General features: G+C 30.3%; 15 protein-coding genes. 14 read left to right on the plus strand and 1 reads right to left on the minus strand.

What is annotated here, in order from left to right; genetic code table 11:
- The first annotated feature begins 110 nt into the window (after positions 1-110).
- On the plus strand, positions 111-530 hold the full coding sequence (locus tag D3P13_RS21395) for a DUF2147 domain-containing protein (RefSeq protein ID WP_117885698.1): 420 nt from the start codon (positions 111-113) through the stop codon (positions 528-530).
- A gap of 50 nt (positions 531-580) precedes the next feature.
- Here D3P13_RS21395 and D3P13_RS21400 read toward each other — a convergent pair whose 3' ends face one another.
- Positions 581-1,645, minus strand: a complete 1,065-nt coding sequence (locus tag D3P13_RS21400) for a glycoside hydrolase family 16 protein (RefSeq protein ID WP_157972998.1) — start codon at positions 1,643-1,645, stop codon at positions 581-583.
- Positions 1,646-2,195: 550 nt separating this feature from the next.
- Here D3P13_RS21400 and D3P13_RS21405 point away from each other — a divergent pair.
- From D3P13_RS21405 to D3P13_RS21470, 13 genes are all read left to right on the plus strand, one after another.
- Positions 2,196-3,251 carry a hypothetical protein gene (locus tag D3P13_RS21405; protein WP_117885702.1) on the plus strand — a complete coding sequence of 352 codons (1,056 nt, stop codon included), beginning with the start codon at positions 2,196-2,198 and terminating at the stop codon, positions 3,249-3,251.
- Between the two features lie 6 nt (positions 3,252-3,257).
- Positions 3,258-5,099, plus strand: coding sequence for an ATP-binding protein (locus D3P13_RS21410; RefSeq protein WP_117885704.1), 1,842 nt, complete (start codon positions 3,258-3,260; stop codon positions 5,097-5,099).
- Positions 5,086-5,475 carry a hypothetical protein gene (locus D3P13_RS21415; protein ID WP_117885706.1) on the plus strand — a complete coding sequence of 130 codons (390 nt, stop codon included), beginning with the start codon at positions 5,086-5,088 and terminating at the stop codon, positions 5,473-5,475. The genes D3P13_RS21410 and D3P13_RS21415 overlap by 14 nt, the downstream gene beginning before the upstream one ends.
- A gap of 388 nt (positions 5,476-5,863) precedes the next feature.
- Positions 5,864-6,544 carry a hypothetical protein gene (locus D3P13_RS21425; RefSeq protein WP_117885708.1) on the plus strand — a complete coding sequence of 227 codons (681 nt, stop codon included), beginning with the start codon at positions 5,864-5,866 and terminating at the stop codon, positions 6,542-6,544.
- Positions 6,545-6,844: 300 nt separating this feature from the next.
- Positions 6,845-7,393: a hypothetical protein gene (locus tag D3P13_RS21430; protein ID WP_117885724.1), complete on the plus strand. Its 549-nt coding sequence runs from the start codon at positions 6,845-6,847 to the stop codon at positions 7,391-7,393.
- A gap of 192 nt (positions 7,394-7,585) precedes the next feature.
- Positions 7,586-8,164, plus strand: coding sequence for a hypothetical protein (locus tag D3P13_RS21435; RefSeq protein ID WP_117885710.1), 579 nt, complete (start codon positions 7,586-7,588; stop codon positions 8,162-8,164).
- Positions 8,165-8,228: 64 nt separating this feature from the next.
- The gene (locus D3P13_RS21440; protein WP_117885712.1) at positions 8,229-8,945 is read left to right on the plus strand and encodes a Dph6-related ATP pyrophosphatase; all 717 of its coding nucleotides are present in this window, start codon (positions 8,229-8,231) and stop codon (positions 8,943-8,945) included.
- Positions 8,946-9,194: 249 nt separating this feature from the next.
- The gene (locus D3P13_RS21445; protein WP_117885714.1) at positions 9,195-9,383 is read left to right on the plus strand and encodes a hypothetical protein; all 189 of its coding nucleotides are present in this window, start codon (positions 9,195-9,197) and stop codon (positions 9,381-9,383) included.
- A gap of 229 nt (positions 9,384-9,612) precedes the next feature.
- Entirely contained in the window at positions 9,613-10,137 is a 525-nt protein-coding gene (locus D3P13_RS21450) for a hypothetical protein (protein WP_157972999.1), read from the plus strand.
- Between the two features lie 286 nt (positions 10,138-10,423).
- On the plus strand, positions 10,424-11,092 hold the full coding sequence (locus D3P13_RS21455; RefSeq protein ID WP_117885718.1) for a hypothetical protein: 669 nt from the start codon (positions 10,424-10,426) through the stop codon (positions 11,090-11,092).
- Positions 11,093-11,353: 261 nt separating this feature from the next.
- Positions 11,354-12,148 carry a hypothetical protein gene (locus D3P13_RS21460; RefSeq protein WP_232829266.1) on the plus strand — a complete coding sequence of 265 codons (795 nt, stop codon included), beginning with the start codon at positions 11,354-11,356 and terminating at the stop codon, positions 12,146-12,148.
- Positions 12,149-12,378: 230 nt separating this feature from the next.
- Positions 12,379-12,834, plus strand: a complete 456-nt coding sequence (locus D3P13_RS21465; protein ID WP_117885720.1) for a hypothetical protein — start codon at positions 12,379-12,381, stop codon at positions 12,832-12,834.
- A 222-nt stretch (positions 12,835-13,056) separates the two neighbouring features.
- A complete protein-coding gene (locus D3P13_RS21470; RefSeq protein WP_157973000.1) occupies positions 13,057-13,614 on the plus strand; it encodes a hypothetical protein in 558 nt (185 codons plus the stop codon).
- Positions 13,615-13,703: the final 89 nt, after the last annotated feature.

A 13,703-nucleotide genomic window follows, 5' to 3' on the forward strand; every position in this document is an offset into this window, starting at 1 on the left:
ATGACCTTACTCCACTCTTTTGTTCTTTCTGTTTCTATACTTAAATTTATAACTATATTTATAAATGCTAACTTAAGTAGTACACAAAACAATTTAAACAGTTACAGACCATGAACTATTTACGTATATTTTTAATGCTGCTGGTAAGCATCACCGTTAATGGGCAATCTATTATTGGACAATGGGAAACCTATGATGATAACACCAAAGAAAAGAAAGCACTCATTGAAATTTATCAAAAAGACAACCTCTATTTTGCCAAAATAGTAAAAAGGTTTAATGGAGATAATAACGCCGTTTGCAAATCTTGTAAAGGAACCAATAAGAACAAACCCATAGTTGGATTAGTGATTATCGAAAATATTAAAAAAGTGGGTAATGAGTTTAAAGGGGGTACTATTATGGATCCTGAAAATGGAGAAACCTACAGCTGTTATTTAAAGCTTATCAATGCTAATAAACTAAAAATAAGAGGGTTTCTCGGGTTTTCCGTTTTTGGCAGAACTCAATATTGGATTAGAAAAGAATAAGCACCGCACAAAAAACGGGTACGTAAACCAAATAAAAACGTATTATCTTATTAAGATTTGGGTTGCCATACGCATATATAATCTACAAGCATAGAGGTAGGGTAATCAGCGGCATCTGGCGGACCAGGATAGTTACCACCAACAGCCATGTTGATAATAGGGTACATTTCAAGCTGACTCACAATTGCCGGATCACAAACACTGGCAACCATTACACCGTCTAAATACCATTTTATAAAATTATCGGTTTTCCAAACACCATATCTATGCCATGCACCTGCAAAGTCTGCACCATCAGGCAGTGTTGCAGGCCCTATACCATTATTCTGATTTAAAACGGTGCCATCGCACTGTACTGAGCTAACGGGAACGTTGTCTTTCCCTCTATACCCAGATCTAGATATGGACCATTGACCATCCTCATAGTGATACGCCATGGTTGCACGGTCAGTAGCATAAGGGCCACCCAAAAACTCTCCACCAGGCCCACGTACAAACTCCCAGTCTATCTCCGTTCTACTGATACCATTTGCACCTGTATCATTAGGATAGTCGTAATAGCGGTGTAACAACCAAAATGCTCCCCAAAACCCAGCCACATCTGGTTCAAACCAAATCTTAGCTTCTATATAACCATCGCGGTATGGTGTAGATTGGGCACCAGATAATACACCGGAGTAATAATCTTGTCCCGTAGCAGTGACTTGCTCAGCAGAATTTAAGCCAGCGGTAATAATGAGGTGCTCTCCGTCAAAATTAAAAGGGTTAGGTGCATTTGTATCACCATTTAGCACGTCGGTATAATACTGACGTTCTTTATTTATAATAACTGCTGGCCCCCAAGGAAGCTTACTCTGCCACTTATTAGCATCTGGTAAGGTACCAGCCGCTTGGTTAAAATTGTCTTCAAATGTTATGGTGTACGTTGAATCTACATCAGCAGGTAGCCGAGCATCTACAACAACAGGATCAGGATTATCAACAACAGGTTCTTGCTCCTCTTCTTCGTCAGGCTTGTTGGTATTAAATTTATTGTTAGAATCTTCCGCACAGTTACTAAAAATCAGTAATATAAAACCCATTAACATGCTGCTTACCAATAGCTTCTTTTTCATATTCATTTGTTTAAAGATTGCCTTAAAAACCGCGGTTAAAATTCTAATTCACTTTTCAGTAATGTTATAACCTCACACACGATGCATTACAAATGTAGAAAATCATATTAATAATAACTGTATTTTTAACATTTAATATTTTTATTTATTGTAAAGTAGTTTACGAGTGCGTTCTATAGTACGATTAAACTAAAAAACGCATTGCACTTACCTCCTTGATTTTCATTTGTGTAATTGAAATTTTAATGCTACATTTGAAAGGCAGTCGCTAAATAAAACCCCTACTCCAACCCAATTGAAGTGCTGTTCGCTTTAGCTTCTTAATTCAAGAAAAAACATTAATAAATATAACGGGCCTAAACGTAATGTGTTTATACCCTAGTTGTATGCAATGCAAAAAAAACCAACCTGAATAAAAGAAAAAGAATTAAATCATCAAAAAAACATATTTCAAGATTGCAATATAAATTTCTTAATTGGTTCGGGTTTATCAACTCCGTTTTTTGGAACATTAGGTAACATTGAAACTTGGCTTGAAGGACTTGAAGATTTGAGAATTTCCAAAGCAATAACAGATGATAATTATTTTCTTGTAAAAGCAACTCTTTACAAAGCATATTTTGATATTGCTATGAAAGCCAATATTGACATTAAAAATGCACAAATTGATATTGATGAGTTTGAAACAAATGAAACAACAGCAGAAGAGAAACTAAATAATACATACAAGGCTTATAAAGACTTTTTTAAGACTCTCAATCATATTTTATATGAAAGAAGAAGTAATACTGTAAATAAGCAGATAAATTTATTTACAACCAACATTGATATATTCATAGAAAAGCTACTAGAAGATTTAGACTTACAATTCAATGACGGGTTTAATGGGATTTTTAATAAAAAATTTAGCTTAAGTAATTTTAAAAAGTCTTTCTATCAAAAAAGTTTACATTACGATAACATTTCAGAAATACCAGTTTTTAACTTGTTGAAAATTCACGGTTCTGTTACTTGGGAAATGAATAAAGGAAATATAAATTTCTCAAACCTTAATATTTTAAAAGAAGTTACTGATGAAATATCAAAAATTTCTTTATTAGATGTTAAAACACTGAATGATACTAAATGGAGTACTGACACAAGAAATTTAACAATTAATGAAATTGTAGATGAAGTCACTAAAATAACTCCTATTCAGATTGTTACTGATTTTATAAAATCTTATGAAAAACTTCAAATAGTAAATCCTACAAAAGACAAGTTTAAAGACACTACTTTTAATAAGAATTATTATGAGATGTTAAGGCTTTATGCAAATGAACTAGAAAAAGAAAATTCAGCACTTTTTGTAATGGGCTTCTCAATGGCAGATGAACACATTCGAGAAATTACAATTCGTGCAATTAAATCAAATCCAACATTAAAAATTTTCATAGTTTCTTACACCAAATCTGCTAATGATATAATTGACAACTTTAAAAACGACAAAATTGATATTAATAGTTTCCCAAATGTTGAATTTATAAATCCAGAAGATGGTTTTAATTTAAGGAAATTCAACGAATATTTACTTTTGCCTTTGCTAGCAGATATAGTTTTAAACTAAGATTATATGAAAGAAATTTTACAAAAAGATTCAATTTTTAAAGTTGGCAAAGTAACTTCTGTAGAAGGTAGAACAATTAAAATAGAAGTTGACAAATCAAAAAATGGAGCACACCTGCTTTATCAAGGGAAACTTTTAAGAAATATTTCAGTAAATGGCTATGTTAAAATAACAAAAGGCTTTACTAAAATTATTGGAAAAGTTGAAGGCGAATTTATAATTGAAGATAAAAAATTCGTCAATAAAAACTATACAAGTGAACGACAGAAAATAAAACGAGTATTACAGATTTCATTATTAGGTTTCTTTAGTAAAAGAGGATTTGAAAGAGGTATTAAAGAACTTCCTTTGATAAACAATGAATGTTATCTTTTAGACTTACAAGAATTTGAAGATGTACACAACTTTGTTAAAAAAGAAGATGACCCATTAACATTGGGTACTTTAACTCACGAAAACAATCAAGAAATCAAAGTTGGAGTTAATGACCTTTTTGCAAGTCACATAGGAATATTTGGAAATACAGGTAGTGGAAAATCCTATACACTAGCAAAAATTTATCGTGAACTATTTTTAAAATATATTGGAAACTCTAAATTTAAAGAGAATGCGGAATTCTTTTTTATAGATTTTAATGGAGAATACATTAATGACAATGTTATAATAGATAAAGTTCATAAAAACATTTATTCCTTAAACACACGAACTGAAAAAGATAAATTCCCAATTTCTCAAGACTTAATATCAGATTATAATTTTTGGGCATTAGTATTAGAGGCTACCGAAAAAACTCAAAAACCTTTTTTAAAAAGAGCACTAGAAAGTACATTTTTAGAAGAACAACTAATCAATAATGATGACCTTTTGGACTTTATTAAATCATCAATTTATAAAATAATTGACAAAGAAGATGATAATTTTAATATTGCTATTATAATAGATTTTCTTTCACATCTAGGAGAATGTCTAACAAATAGTAATATTTGGGAAACATTGAGTCAAATACGTCAAAATTTACATTATAATTCAACTACAAACGGATTTTACATAGAGCCAAATAACTATAATAAAACTGAAGTTCTTAGATATTTAGAGAACTTATTATCTACTATTACTTTTGATGAAATTCAGAGCGATTCTTTATTAAAGATAAGACTTAGAATAATTCTTCAATTTCATCACGAAATTATAAATGGATTTTCAAATATTGAGCACTTATCTCCACTATTGAAAAGAACTCCACCAAGAATAAATGATTTAAGAAAAGTTATTGTAATTAGCAACGAAATTCCTTCTTTGAATATCTCTATAGTTTCATTAAGAGATGTAAATATTCAAATGAGGAAAATGCTTCCTCTTTTAATTTGCAAACAGCTTTATGAAAAGAAAAAAGAGGAAAATATAAAAGAAAAGTATCTGAATATAATTATTGATGAAGCTCATAATATTTTATCAACTACATCCCAAAGAGAAAGTGAGACTTGGAAAGATTACAGATTAGAAACATTTGAAGAAATAATTAAAGAAGGAAGAAAATTTGGAACATTTTTAACAATTGCAAGTCAACGTCCTTCGGATATTTCTGCAACTATTATTTCACAGCTTCATAATTTCTTTTTACATAGGTTAATTAACAATAATGATATAAAAGCAGTTGAAAGAACGGTTTCTTATTTAGACAAACTGTCTTTTGAATCACTACCCATTATACCAACTGGAACTTGCATTTTAGCAGGTCTTTCTGCACAAGTACCTGTAATGATAGATATTGGGAAAATCACAAAAGAATCTGAACCAGATAATAAAACAATGTTACTTATAGAAAATTGGAAAGATGAATTGGATTAAGATTTTAAAAGCTTACCATCAAGGTAAATTTGATAGATATTATTATGGCCTTACACCAAGAATGATAATTGGAGCTTGTCAGAATCCAATAGGAACGGCTTTTGAAAATGAACAAATTGCCTATGAGAAAGCTTATGAAATATTCCAAGAAATGGCTGAATATAATGAAGATGGAATAATAGTTACGTCAAACTATTGTGGAATCCATAAAGGACCTGTTTTGTCATTTACAGAAGGAAATTTGACTGCTGAGTCAATTGGAACAAGTTTTAATAGTATTTGGGATAGATATGGAGATGAAATTATTTCAGGAGAGTTTGGAATCTCAGACTATGATAAAGAAAAATTGAATGAATTGAATGAATTGACTAACTAATAATGCTAGTAAAAGCACTGCATACAACAAAGAACTGTGGTAAAAAACAAGTAAAATTTGCTTAATTTACCAAAAAGTACTTCTGTAATTCTGATCGTAAGCTACTCTTGATTTAGCGATTGCAAAAGCCTGTTTTAAAAGCTTATTACAGGCTGCAATTTAGGCTAATTTTTCTCACTACACTTCCCCTCAGTTTCTACTTAATTTTTCAATTTGATTTAATGCCATTTTATAGCTACATTTGAAAGGCAGTCGCTAAATAAAACCCCTACTCCAACCCAATTGAAGTGCTGTTCGCTTTAGCTTCTTAATTCAAGAGAAAACATAAATAAATATAACGGGGCTAAACGTAATGTGTTTATACCCTAGTTGTACGCAATTTGAGAAAATGGAAAACACAGAAAATCCAATAGGTTGGTATGAAATTACAAAGGATATAATAATTCCTCTTTTAGGAGTTATTTCGACTTTAGTAATTGGGATAATAATTGCGCTAATTATAAAGAACAAAGAACGGAAAGCAAAAGTAAAGGACATCTTGATTGACCATTATATGGACTATTTAACTGTTAGAACATCTGCGGTTGAATACGAAATAAATTCTACTATTAAAGAGATATTATTGGAAATAAAATTAGAATCGGATGCGTACTTTAAAGGAAATGCAAATTGGCATTTACCAATACAGATTATTAAAGAAAGATTGGAAGAACTGGGAGAAAGATTAAAAAATTTTGAAAGCATTAACACTAATTGGTCAATTTACACTTATCGCTTCGCATTTCTTCTTGGAAAAAATAGTTATTTCAAAGATGCCTTACCTCTTGAAAATAATATAACAGAAGAATTAATTTCTAGTTCAAAATTAGTTTCCATTAAAAACGACATTTTAGAAAAAATTAAAAAGGATTCAGAGCTTATGAACGAACTGAATTCAAGCGACTCGGACAAAATAAATAGAGCTCTCAATAAAATTTATGGAATTGTGACAGCTGATTACAATCAATATCAATTTTCATTGTTTAATCCTTATAACACCAAATTAGCTGAATTAATAAATGAATATTAAAAAAAACTGCGTACAACAACGGTAATCGTTGCACAAGCAGTAAAAACACCCTTTTAAATCAATAATTGACTTTAGATAAAGCAATTATAAATGAGCAAGTCGTGGATGAACTATCTGACAAACTAATTGAAATAATGTAATAAGCTAATCACAACACCTTATAATATTTATTGCTAGCTCTAACTTATTTGCGTAACCTGAGCGTCTGGGCTCGAGCTCCGAAACTTCGGCTAAATTAGGTGTTTAAACACGCAATGAAATTATATACAAAAGCAATGTAGGGCATTAACTAAAATGACAATGAAGAAATTCCTTATTCTGATTTTGATAATTCTGATGGCACCTTTAATAGGCGGACTCTATGGAATTATTCATGACCAAATAACTTATACCATTTCACCGGAATATTACACAAAATTTAAATTTTACCAATTTGGACTAATAGACTTCGAAACTGAGGCTATTTTTTCTAATCCAAGATTTGAAGTTTCTATTGTCGGATTTATGGCAACTTGGTGGTTTGGTTTATTAATCGGATTTATACTTGGTTTGGTTGGCTTAATTTATAAAGACCATAAACAAATGTTTCAAGTGACTATTAAAGCACTATTAATTACAGTTATTGTTGCCTTTTTAACTGGATTAATTGGACTCGTATATGGGAAATTTTATTTGTATGACACAGGAGTTAACTGGTGGTTACCTGATAATTTAATTGACACTGAAAATTTTATCGCAGTTGGTTCAATGCATAATTTCAGTTATTTAGGTGGACTATTTGGACTAATCGTGGGAATAATTTATAGTGTTAAACAAAAAAAGAAAAACACCCTACAACACCATTTATAATTAATTGCTGCGGATTTTTCCATTGAATTTATAATTATTATATTTGAAAGGCAGTCGCTAAATAAAACTCCTACTCCAACCCAATTGAAGTGCTGTTTCTTTAGCTTCTAAATTCAAGAAAAAACATAAATAAATATAACGGGACTAAACGCAATGCGTTTATTTCATAATTTTTGCATATTTTTAAATACAATGAAGCATTTTAATCCATTTATTCTACTTATTTTTTTAACTAGCTGCTCAAATGATAAGAATACTTTAAGTAATTATTCCAATTTCTCTAAAGAATTCAATACTCAAAAAGTAGAATACCCAAATAAAGAGTTTTCTATAAACTTGCCCATTAATTGGGAATTTGAAGTTCCATATATAGAAAATGATAAAGATATTTTAGGTCTATTTGCAAGTTCTAAACCGAATACAAAAGGGTATCAAAATGTTTTATTGATTAAAAAGTATAAAGGTGATAATGGTAACATGGATCTGAAATCTGAATTTAATTTTCTTCTAAATCAAATACAAAATCATTCGCAGATTAAAGAAATAGTAGATTCTGGCTCTACAACCATTTTTAATCAAGAAGCATACTTTTTCCATGCAAAAACGACAAGTGAGAATAACGGGAATTTAGAAATTATAAATTTCTTAATAAATAGTAACGAAAAAGGTGTTTACTACAATTTGACCGCATCAACTACCCAAACAGATCGTTTTAATATCGAAATGGCCAACTTAATACATTCTCTTAAAACGTTTAAAATCCTAAAATAACAATGCTTCTGTGGTCTGCTTATAAAGAACTAAATAACAAATGTAAAACGACTTGAAATAAATAATGGTAAAAAAGCTAAAAACATACTTTAATTGGAGTACTGGCAAAGATGCTTCATTGGCCTATTATTATCTTAAAAAAGATGAACGATATCAAATTAATAGATTAGTCACTGCTATAAATACGCATCATAATCGCGTTTCCATGCATGGCCTTAGACGGGAATTATTAGTAAAACATGCTCAAGAAATTGGACTTCCTATTACAACAATTGAACTTCCGGAAGAACCATCTATGGAAGTTTATAATAATGAAATGGAACGGGTTGTAACTCAATTACAACTTGATGGCTACACACATTGTGGCTTTGGAGATATTTTTTTAGAAGATCTCAGAATCTATCGAGAAAAACAATTAAACCCATATAATATTAAATGTCATTTTCCACTATGGCAAAGAGATACTAAAGAGCTTATAGAGGAATTTTTAAACCTAGGATTTAAAACCATAGTCATTTGTATAAAATCAAAACTTTTGGATGCTTCGTTTGTTGGAAGGATAATTGATAACGATTTTATCAACGATCTACCTGATAATGTTGACCCTTGTGGTGAAAATGGAGAGTTTCATACTTTTTGTTATGATGGTCCTATATTTAATAACCCTATAAAATTTGTGGTGGGTGATAAGGTTTATAGAGAATATAAAAATCCAAAAAAAGAAAATAATAACAATTCGATGGGCTTCTGGTTTTGTGACTTAAAACTTATTGATGACTAAAAAGTATATAACAAAGTTAGTAGCTTTATTAAAACCGTACAGCCTTTGTATACAACCTGAACACATGATTTAAAACCACTTAATTTGAGAATATTTAATAAACTCTTTATACTTAAAAAAATATTGAAGCGAATAATACGGAACATGCTGTAATTATTAATTTTCTATATGGTTTAGAAGATCTTAAACCATTGCACCAAATGGAAAATGATTTGAGAACCTTGATAGATAAGAATGCTGTGAGCGAATATGACGGACATGAAATTGCGATGGATTATAGCGATGGAATTTTATATGTATGGGTCTAATGCCGAAACCCTTTTTAAGACAGTACAACCAATACTTGAAAAAGTAGTGTTCATGAAAGGAGCTAATGTAAAAATGAGGTTTGGACCACCAGAAGATGCCGTTAAGGAAATAGAAGTGAAAATTCGTTAACTGAACAATAAAGACCATATTTAATTTTTATTCTAAGGCAATACCCCATTTGCATTATTACCAGTTAATTACTACATTTGAATATGTAGTCGCTAAATAAAATCATTACTCCGATTCATTTGTCGTATTGTTTGCTTTTGACTTCGTAAATACAAGAATGATACTTTAACTATAAAAGATATAAACGCAATACGATTATAAAATTGTTGCACTTAATAAAAAACCATTTATGAGAAAAATCACACTTCTCTTATTAACTTTAGTTTTGTCTAATTGCAAATCTACAAAAATGGTTAGTAATGAAACTCGCAACTTAATAAATTCTCAAAACCTTATAGAAGCTCAAGATTGGATTAACGCTCAAAATTTTACTGTTGATACACCAGATAATTGGAGACCTGTTAAACATCATGGATATGTTGGCTATACTCCTATCAAAAAAGGCAATAACCACTTCGATAACATGGTTTCCGTTTTTCAATTTCAGTTAAAAAAGAAACCTAGTTTCAAAAAGTTTGCTTTGGCTCGAAAAAAAGACAATTATTATAGTTCGCAAGACTTCCAATTAGTTGAGAACAGTAAATTTGGTGATACTTATATTTATATAACCGAATCAAGAAGTTATAAAGAATATAAGGTGTATTTTGAGCATAATGGAGAATATTATAATTATAATTATTCTTCTTTAAAAGCAAGTTACGAAAGTCACTATGAAGAAGCAATGTCTATACTTAAGAGTATTAAATTTAAATAAATAGCACTAAGGACACCAAAGTAAAACGGTAAAAACGAGTAAAAATCACTAATTTAAAACACTGCACTTTTCACCATAACTATTCCACAAATTTGTCATTTGCATTATTGCCAATTTATTTATAAATTTGAAAGACTGTCGCTAAATAAAACCCCATACTCCAACACATTTGAAGTGTTGTTCACTTTAGCTTCTAAATTCAAGAAAAAACATTAATAAACATAACGGGGCTAAACGCTCCCGAACTATCGGGACGTTTATACTATTCTTAGCTACAACCTGAAAAATGAGATTCATAAAGCAAATTTTGATATTTATTATAATTCTGACTTTCACAGGATGTTCAGTAAAGGAATATTATTTCCCAATTTCTGAATTGACTAATGGAAAAGTCTATAAATACGAATGTAAATCTGAACCAACTAAAACCCAATATTGGAAACTAACTTCTGATTTAAAAAATCAAATTCTGACTACTGAAGCATACGAAAATGACTTCAGACAATATGAACTGTTTAAAGAAAAGATTACTGATAAAGGAACTGAAGTAATCGAATTTACAAGTTATCTTAAAAACCAAAAAGGTCTTTTACTTCCAGTTTATAACATTCTGAAAGATGTGGATGTTTTTAGATGGAATAAAAACGAACCTTATAAATATACCGCAGAAACTAATTACGATGGAAAGTATAAAACGATATTTTCTAAAGAAAGAGAATATGTTGGGAAATCTAAAATCAGTATTCTCGGAAAAGAACACGAAGCAATTAAACTAAAAGGAAATTATAAAACTGTAGTTGTGAATTCAACAGAAAAATTTGAATACACTCAATACAGTTATTATGTAAAAGGAATTGGTTTAGCGAAAATGGAAAAGGTATATTCAGACGGAAAAAAGGAAACTCTTGAATTGACTGAAATTATGACGATTGACCAATGGAATAAAACGCAATAGCTTACAAAGTACTAGAGTAAAAAACAAGTAAAAATACAACAGTTTTTCATCCTACACTTTCACCACATTTATTACAAAAATTTTTCATTAGTGTTAATGCCATTTTAGTGCTACATTTGAAAGGCAGTCGCTAAATAAAACTCCTACTCCAACCCAATTGTAGTGCTGTTCGCTTTAGCTTCTTAATTCAAGAAAAAACATTAATAAATATAACGGGGCTAAACGTAATGTGTTTATACCTTAGTTACCTACAATTTAAAAATGAAGAAAATTCTAATATTGACAACAATTATAGTAATTCATTTGAATTCATTTTCTCAACGAACAGAATTGGTAAAAGAATGGGTAATGATGGATACTCTATTTATTTCTCAAGTTTCTGATGCTTATAAAATTTCTACATCTGAACTTTTTAAAACTCTAGAGGTAAACAACAATAGAATTAAAGATTTAGGGTTTGGTTATATTTTAAAATCTGGTAGTAATGGAAAAGGATATATGTCTTTTGACTATAAAATATTATCCTATAAGAATGAAGTTGTCGCTTACGAATTGAGCTCAACCATTCCGAATAGAAAGAAGAAAATTAGAAAATTATACAAAGAAAAATTATCTGAAATTTTCGAAATAGATGATAAGGACAAGGTAAAACCAATAGAATTTGGTTTCGAAAACGCTACTAGTTCTATGGATGAACTTAAAGTACAATTAGACACTACGTTGAACAAAATAATGAATCCTTTTATCGGAATAGTCTTTGGAAATCGATGTGGGTATGGAATGTCAGTTTTAAAAAATCGGGAAATATTTGACGAAATTATCAACCCTATAAATTGTGAATATTTACTTTTTAGTAAAAACCCAGCTACCCGAATTATGGCAATAGAATATTTTTATTGTCATCTATCTGATTTTAATTCAGTTCAAAAAAGTGAAATAGAAACAAGAATAGAGGAAATAAAAAAGTATTCAACTCGGATTTCTACATGTGGTGGTTGTATTGTTGGGCAAGAAAAAACTACCGAATTAATATCTCGAATAAAAAACTGTAAGTAACACCACCTATATGTCATTAATTTCGGCTTATTTATTAGGTTTTGGGCAAGTGCTTTTAAAACATTTTTTCTTCAAACAACTCATGCTCTTATTAGGTATTGTTTAGTGAAACGCAAGGGCAACGTAAAAAAATATTTTAAAAGCGAAAAGGTCTGTGATTTATCTATTAACTTTATTGCTTTAACAAAGAAAATTAACGGCACATAGTCAGACCGTTGTGTGTCAATTAAATGAAACTGTATCCGCCATACAAGAATTGGAAAACTGAAATTCGCAACCCTGATAAATTTCTTCAGTTTTTAGTGGAAAATATTGAAACAAACAATTCAAAACATTCTGCTCCTTACAAAGGAAAACTTAGTGTTAATGAGTTCTTAGTAGAAAGAAAACTTGTTCATTACAATACAGCTAGACCACAAATTAAAGGAATAATAAAAATTTCAGATAACGGAAAGCAAATCATAGTTCTGACTATAGAATCTAGAAAATATTTACTTTATATCGTAAGTGTTTTTGCGATAATAATGTCAGCTACTGCTATTTTGCGTTCAAATTTTCTGGTATTATTAGGCATACCTATAACTGCCATATGGTTCTATATCGTTGGCTTAATATTACACAATATAGAGTTGAAGAAGACAAAAGTGGAGTTAAATAGAATAATGGAGAAAGCCGAAATTATTTAAAGAAATAAAAAAGATGCTAACACGGTATATAGCAAATAGGACGTTCAGTGGTTTAAGAAAGTTCGTTACTATTTACAAACACCGCCAAATCGTTGATTTGGCTTTTAAAATGAATAAGATAAAAACAAAATACAACGATTTGGCTCAGTGCAAACTAGAAAGTTTTTCGCTTTCTACTGCCCTACTTGCCATATACTAAACGTTGTCAAAATGAATTTATAAGTGAGTAACAAAATGTTTCATATTGAGTTGCAGAAAATCCATTGGTTGGAAAGTTATAATGACGAAGATAATCTTGACCTCTGTGCTCACGGAAAAGTACGCGTAACTATAGGTAATGAAATTGTTGCCGATAATTCTTCTGATCCGGATGATTGGTGGTCATTGACCGCCATGGCTTTACATCTCTTAAGAACTCTAGAATTTAATCATACCTCCGAAAACAAAGTAGGACAATGTTTAGTACCTAGTGAGGGACATCATATAAATCATTTACCAGATGAACCAATGGTACTTATTGAAACAGTTTACCCAATAGAAAGAGGAGTTAATTGGTGGGTTATCCACCAAGATAAACAGGTCAGATTGATTACGGAAGCAAACTTAGAAACGGTAATTCCTTTTGAAGGGTATAAAAATCAAATTTTACAGTTTGTAGATAAAGTGCAAACTTTTTATGAAGTAAGTAAACCTAAAACTTTACCTGAAGAAAAGTATGATCGAGAAGCGTATCTAAAGTTATGGAAAGAATGGAATGGAATGAGAACCAAATGGAAATAAATAAAAACACATAATCGAGTGGATGGCTCCGCCAATAATTGACGGAGTGCACCCCTCACACCACCGTACATACGGGTCTCGTATACGGC

Origin of the sequence: Aureibaculum luteum (genome assembly GCF_003449015.1) — a bacterium.
GTDB lineage: Bacteria > Bacteroidota > Bacteroidia > Flavobacteriales > Flavobacteriaceae > Aureibaculum > Aureibaculum luteum.

Coding starts and splice junctions, on each gene's coding strand:
- D3P13_RS21395 (WP_117885698.1), top strand. CDS start 111: ATGAACTATTTACGTATATTTTTAATGCTGCTGGTAAGCATCACCGTT.
- D3P13_RS21400 (WP_157972998.1), bottom strand. CDS start 1,645: ATGAAAAAGAAGCTATTGGTAAGCAGCATGTTAATGGGTTTTATATTA.
- D3P13_RS21410 (WP_117885704.1), top strand. CDS start 3,258: ATGAAAGAAATTTTACAAAAAGATTCAATTTTTAAAGTTGGCAAAGTA.
- D3P13_RS21415 (WP_117885706.1), top strand. CDS start 5,086: ATGAATTGGATTAAGATTTTAAAAGCTTACCATCAAGGTAAATTTGAT.
- D3P13_RS21425 (WP_117885708.1), top strand. CDS start 5,864: ATGGAAAACACAGAAAATCCAATAGGTTGGTATGAAATTACAAAGGAT.
- D3P13_RS21430 (WP_117885724.1), top strand. CDS start 6,845: ATGAAGAAATTCCTTATTCTGATTTTGATAATTCTGATGGCACCTTTA.
- D3P13_RS21435 (WP_117885710.1), top strand. CDS start 7,586: ATGAAGCATTTTAATCCATTTATTCTACTTATTTTTTTAACTAGCTGC.
- D3P13_RS21440 (WP_117885712.1), top strand. CDS start 8,229: ATGGTAAAAAAGCTAAAAACATACTTTAATTGGAGTACTGGCAAAGAT.
- D3P13_RS21445 (WP_117885714.1), top strand. CDS start 9,195: ATGACGGACATGAAATTGCGATGGATTATAGCGATGGAATTTTATATG.
- D3P13_RS21450 (WP_157972999.1), top strand. CDS start 9,613: ATGAGAAAAATCACACTTCTCTTATTAACTTTAGTTTTGTCTAATTGC.
- D3P13_RS21455 (WP_117885718.1), top strand. CDS start 10,424: ATGAGATTCATAAAGCAAATTTTGATATTTATTATAATTCTGACTTTC.
- D3P13_RS21460 (WP_232829266.1), top strand. CDS start 11,354: ATGAAGAAAATTCTAATATTGACAACAATTATAGTAATTCATTTGAAT.
- D3P13_RS21465 (WP_117885720.1), top strand. CDS start 12,379: ATGAAACTGTATCCGCCATACAAGAATTGGAAAACTGAAATTCGCAAC.